The sequence below is a fragment of the Wolbachia endosymbiont of Madathamugadia hiepei genome (genome assembly GCF_013366855.1).
Classification (GTDB): Bacteria; Pseudomonadota; Alphaproteobacteria; order Rickettsiales; family Anaplasmataceae; genus Wolbachia.
Genome location: NZ_WQMP01000073.1, coordinates 1 through 4,926 on the forward strand (window position 1 = coordinate 1; position 4,926 = coordinate 4,926).

A 4,926-nucleotide genomic window follows, 5' to 3' on the forward strand; every position below is an offset into this window, starting at 1 on the left:
GAATTGAAAAGTGAAGAGAGACTACGACAAACATCTTTATAAAGAGCGGCATTTGATTGAATGCTTCTTTGGAAAAATCAAGAACTTTAGAGGTGTTTTTTCTCGATTTGACAAGACTGCTGAGGTTTTTATGGGTTTTTTAAACTTCGTTGGTTCTTTCATATGGCTTCTCTAAAATTTTGTTCACAGAGACTAGGTAACAAAATTTGTTCACGGTAAACTGGTTTTTGCTTGAATTAAATGAACTACATTTATAGTTCTAGGGTGTGATTAAAATATGAGGAATCACTATTAAAGGAAAAATTTCACCAATCAACTTTTTTATCTTTGGCTTTGATTTGAAGCACAGATATCAGGCTAATTAATGCACAGGCAGTAAGATAAATGCCTGCTGCAAGTTTTGTTTCAGTTTTTTCTATAAGCCATATGCATATAGAGGGAGAGAGACCACCAAAAATTCCTGCAGAGATATTATGTGCTAGGCTAAAACCAGTACATCTAACTTTTGTTGGAAACAACTCACAAACAAGAGAATTATGTATTCCAAAAGACGCACCTATCGGCACATTTATCAACAAATAGGTGAATGTTACAATATAGTGGCTATCATAAGATAACAGTGAGAGCGCCGGTAAACTGATGCAAGCTAAAGCTACCAATGTAGGAATCATCACATTTCTTCTTCCAACTTTATCAGATAGCGTTGCAAACAGTACCGCGGACGTTCCGAATGTGATATCAATTATAATTCTTACTACATTTTTAATATCGATGCCTGAGAGGATAAGTTCTTTTACGGATATGTTGTAAAACATGATTGCTGAATAAACGATTGCATTTTGAGCGATGCCAAGCCCAATTGCTATTACAAATATCCTTTTATAGTTTCTGATTAATTCCAAAAATGGAGAATTAGATAAGCTTTTATTTTGATCATGAGCTTTGTATGCTAAGCTCTCTTCCATCATGTATCTTGTTAGAAAGCCTATTACGCCCATAATAGAACAGAAGTAGAAGAGCAGCCTCCAGCCCCAAATTTCATAATTTTCACCTGTAAGCTTTTTGCAAATAGCTATCGTTACAAAGCATGTGATAGAACCAAGCGCGCCGCTGAAAGCTTTCATGCTACCTAAAAACCCTAGATCTTTTTTATTGCTTGAATGTTCTATTAAAAAGGTTGCATTGATACTCGTTTCCCCACCTGTTGCCATTCCTTGCGTTATTCTACATAGCATAAGCAACATAGGAGAAAATATTCCTATCTCTTTAGAACTTGGTATAACCGTAATTGCAGTAGACGATATCGAAGCTAATATTACGGAAGTCAGCAAAATTTTCCTCCTGCCGTACTTATCTCCAATGTAACCAAAAATAAATGCACCAAGTGGTCTAAATCCAAATCCAATTGCAAAACTGCCAAGGAACTTGATTTTTTTATGTAATCACTTTCTGATGAAAAAAAACGTCACTTATTATATGCATCAAACCCCAAATAGAGTTAACTCATACCATATAATCATGTTGCAGATTATGCTCGATAGTATTGCTTTTTGGATATTATTCATGATTCTTAGTTTAACATAGTCTAGAGTATTTAGTCAATGACCTGCAAAGACAATTCACGTAAATGTCTATTGTCTACCTCAGAAGGAGCACCCATTAGAACATCTTCACCCTGCTGATTCATAGGAAAACAGATTACCTCGCGAATGTTTGGCTCGTCAGCAAGCAGCATCACCATTCTATCAATCCCTGGTGCTATTCCGCCGTGAGGAGGCACTCCGAATCTGAATGCACGCACAAGCGCACCAAGTTTTGTATCAACTTCTTCCTTGTTATAACCTGCAATGGCAAAAGCTTTGTACATAATATCCAATTTGTTATTGCGGATTGCCCCGCTTGACAGTTCTACCCCATTACAGACGAGATCATATTGGTATGCAAGGATATCCAGTGGATTTTTTTTCTCTAAATCTTTCAAGCCGCCATGAGGCATAGAGAATGGGTTGTGAAAGAAATCGATTTTTTTGCTTTTATCATCATATATGAAATATGGAAAATCAATAACCCAACAGAACTTGAAGATATTGTCATCTATTAGACCCAGTTCTGACCCTAAAAGAGTGCGTACTTTTCCTGCGATTGCTGCCGCTTCATTTTCTTGATCAGAAGCAAAGAACACGCTATCCCCGGGCTCTATATTCGTTATTTCCCTTATGCGATTTAATCTATTGTCATCAAGGAATTTAGCAATTGGTCCTTTTGCAGTGCCATCTTTATCAAACGTTATATATCCAAGCCCTTTGGCGCCAAATTCTTTCTGTGCGTGTTCTATCTTTTTATCAAAGAAGCTGCGTGGTTCCTCTGCTGTTTTGGGAGCGGGGATGGCTCTCACTACCATGCCACGTTCAATATTGCTTTTAAAAATATTGAACCCTGAATCGCGGAAAATTTCTGTAACGTCGCTGATTAATAGTGGATTACGCAAATCTGGTTTGTCAGAACCATACTTAAGCATTGCCTCTTTGTATGTAATGCGTGGAAAGTCTTTGTCAACAGACTTGCGAGAAAATTTGGCAAACACTTTATATAAAGCAGATTCAATAACGTCAAATATGTCCTCTTGAGTTATAAAAGACATTTCAAGGTCTAGCTGGTAAAATTCCCCAGGAGAGCGGTCAGCCCTTGCATCTTCATCACGAAAACATGGTGCAATTTGAAAATATTTATCAAACCCTGAGACCATGAGCAGCTGTTTGAAAATCTGCGGAGCTTGTGGCAATGCATAAAACCTGCCAGGATTTAGCCTGCTTGGCACTAGGTAATCGCGTGCTCCTTCAGGGGAGGAAGCTGTGAGTATTGGAGTTTGAATCTCCAAAAATTCTTGCTCTATCATGAGCCTCCTAAGCTCAGCAATGATTTGTGAACGCAAAATAATGTTGTTGCGGGCTTTTTCACGCCTTAAGTCAAGAAATCGATATTTAAATCTCATGTTTTCTGGGTATTCTTGCTCGCCGGTAATGCTTGCCAATATACTTCTTTCTTCTTTTGCTATTGCTTCATCAAGGTGGAACTCAACTTCCGACTCAACGCACAAATTGTTGACTATCACCTCGATTTCTCCAGTAGAAATAGAGCTGTTTACTGTATCTTCAGTTCTAGCTTTGACTATGCCCGTAACAGTAATTACACTTTCTGATTTTAAATTTGATATTTCACCAAAAAAATCTTTATCGTTATTGAATACCAACTGAGTAATTCCATAAAAGTCTCTTAAATCAACAAAGATCAGGTTGCCATGGTCGCGTCTGCGGTATAACCACCCAGATAGGGTAACTTCCTTTTCTACATCATTCTTCCTGAGTTCGTTGCATGTGTGAGTTTTGTAGCAGTTCATATTTGTTTGGTCACCAGAGTTTTTTAGGAAGTATAGAAATAAACTTTATTGTATACAAGCTCATTTATCGTATATTTACACAACTTGCAAGATAGAGAAATGTTGCCTTGTGCTGCCTTTGCTCACACATAGGTTTGCAGAATTTCTATAATTGTGGTATAATAATAAGGGTATTTTCAATAAATCTGGATACGAAAAATGCCATTTGCACAGATCATAATATATAGCATAACATTACTTGTTGCGGTTGCGGTATTTTTCTTTTTGAGAAATATATACAAGAACCGAATTCGGAAAATCATATTTCCTAAAAAAGTCCTTGAAGAAAAGTGGGAGGAAGACAGAAAATTCAATGAATTATATCAAAAGAATAAGCAAAAAGAGTTGATGAAACATCAAGAAATGCTGCGTGAAAAGCAAAAAGATATACAGGTTTACAAAGAAGATCCAGAAATAGTTGACATTGCAAAGCCAGTAGGTAAATGGACAAAAATGGTTATGTTAAGTGGTGGATTTATGCAGCGTTTGGCGCAGTTGATAAATAGAGAAGGCGGACAGAAAGGATTTTGGGAGCTGTTTGTAAAAGCTCAGGCTTCAACTAAGGGTAAGTATAAAGGAAAGGGCAGATAATTCATGCTTGAATGTGAAGATTTATCCTGCGCCCGTAATAATAAAATATTATTTAAAAATCTCAGTTTTCAAGCTAAGCCAAAATCTAAGATCTTAATCACTGGTCCAAATGGTAGTGGTAAAACCAGTTTAATTAGAAGCTTATCCGGACTGTTGCCACCAGTGTCAGGCAACATAAGGCACTGTGGGAAAGACATATATGATGATCCAAAGTCTTATATACCTTCTATGGTCTATATAGGGCATAAAAATGCCTGCAAAAATAGCCTAACTGTTGCTGAAAATATAGAACTCTGGGCAGGAATACGAGATACTAAAGAATTGATTATGGCCGCTGTTTGTTGTTTACAGTTACAACCTGTACTTAATATTAGATATGGTGAACTTTCTGCAGGTTGGAAAAGAAGAGTTGCGCTTGCTCGCCTTTTAATCTCTAATGCAAACATTTGGCTGATAGACGAACCATTTTGTAATCTTGATAGTGCAACCTGCGAATTAGTGCTGAACCTAATCTCAATACGTTCTGAGCAAAATGGTATAGTAATTATTACAGGACATAGCTCTACGAAGCAATCGATTGATTTTACAACAATTGACCTTATGCTTTTTGCATAATTGAAGGTCCCACCTTTTCACCCTCTACTTTATTAAGAATGCCGCATGTTTTTTTTGCAGCAATTTCTCGAATGCACTTCATAACAGAATATACTACTAGTGCTAAACCGAGAGTCATAACAGTTAGCGTAGTTAATACTGCTAATCGCACTTTTATCTCTAAGCTTGTTTTTGCCCCATTTTCTTTTAAGCCCTGTGAAAAAAGTTTATCATGAGAAAATAAGGAAAGATGTAGCAAAAACTGGTAGTTTAACTTAGCTACAAATAGAGAAACTACCAAATGG

Annotated in this window: 4 protein-coding genes and 2 pseudogenes; 3 read left to right on the forward strand and 3 right to left on the reverse strand. The window is 36.9% G+C overall.

All coding sequences use genetic code 11. The features are described 5' to 3' along the window. Positions 1-7: 7 nt before the first annotated feature. Positions 8-175, forward strand: a pseudogene (locus tag GO685_RS03315) (IS5-like element ISSoc13 family transposase); the annotation flags it as partial. A gap of 130 nt (positions 176-305) precedes the next feature. Here GO685_RS03315 and GO685_RS03320 read toward each other — a convergent pair. Both GO685_RS03320 and aspS read right to left on the reverse strand, forming a co-directional pair. After that, a pseudogene (locus GO685_RS03320) lies at positions 306-1,565 on the reverse strand (MFS transporter). 29 nt (positions 1,566-1,594) lie between these two features. Beyond that, positions 1,595-3,397, reverse strand: coding sequence for an aspartate--tRNA ligase (gene aspS, locus GO685_RS03325; RefSeq protein WP_175937566.1), 1,803 nt, complete (start codon positions 3,395-3,397; stop codon positions 1,595-1,597). 198 nt (positions 3,398-3,595) lie between these two features. On the opposite strand from aspS, the gene GO685_RS03330 reads away from it, so the two are divergent. Together GO685_RS03330 and ccmA are read left to right on the forward strand one after the other, a co-directional pair. Continuing rightward, positions 3,596-4,027 carry a hypothetical protein gene (locus GO685_RS03330; protein ID WP_175937567.1) on the forward strand — a complete coding sequence of 144 codons (432 nt, stop codon included), beginning with the start codon at positions 3,596-3,598 and terminating at the stop codon, positions 4,025-4,027. Positions 4,028-4,030: 3 nt separating this feature from the next. Beyond that, positions 4,031-4,642 (forward strand): heme ABC exporter ATP-binding protein CcmA, encoded by a 612-nt coding sequence (gene ccmA / locus GO685_RS03335; RefSeq protein WP_175937568.1) that lies wholly within the window; start codon positions 4,031-4,033, stop codon positions 4,640-4,642. Here ccmA and GO685_RS03340 read toward each other — a convergent pair. Next, on the reverse strand, positions 4,626-4,926 hold a 301-nt coding region (locus tag GO685_RS03340; protein ID WP_175937569.1), incomplete at its 5' end, for a hypothetical protein. The genes ccmA and GO685_RS03340 overlap by 17 nt on opposite strands.

What these genes read in the sequence shown, in the direction of transcription:
- ccmA (WP_175937568.1), top strand. Translation starts at nt 4,031, where the DNA reads ATGCTTGAATGTGAAGATTTATCCTGCGCCCGTAATAATAAAATATTA.
- aspS (WP_175937566.1), bottom strand. Translation starts at nt 3,397, where the DNA reads ATGAACTGCTACAAAACTCACACATGCAACGAACTCAGGAAGAATGAT.
- GO685_RS03330 (WP_175937567.1), top strand. Translation starts at nt 3,596, where the DNA reads ATGCCATTTGCACAGATCATAATATATAGCATAACATTACTTGTTGCG.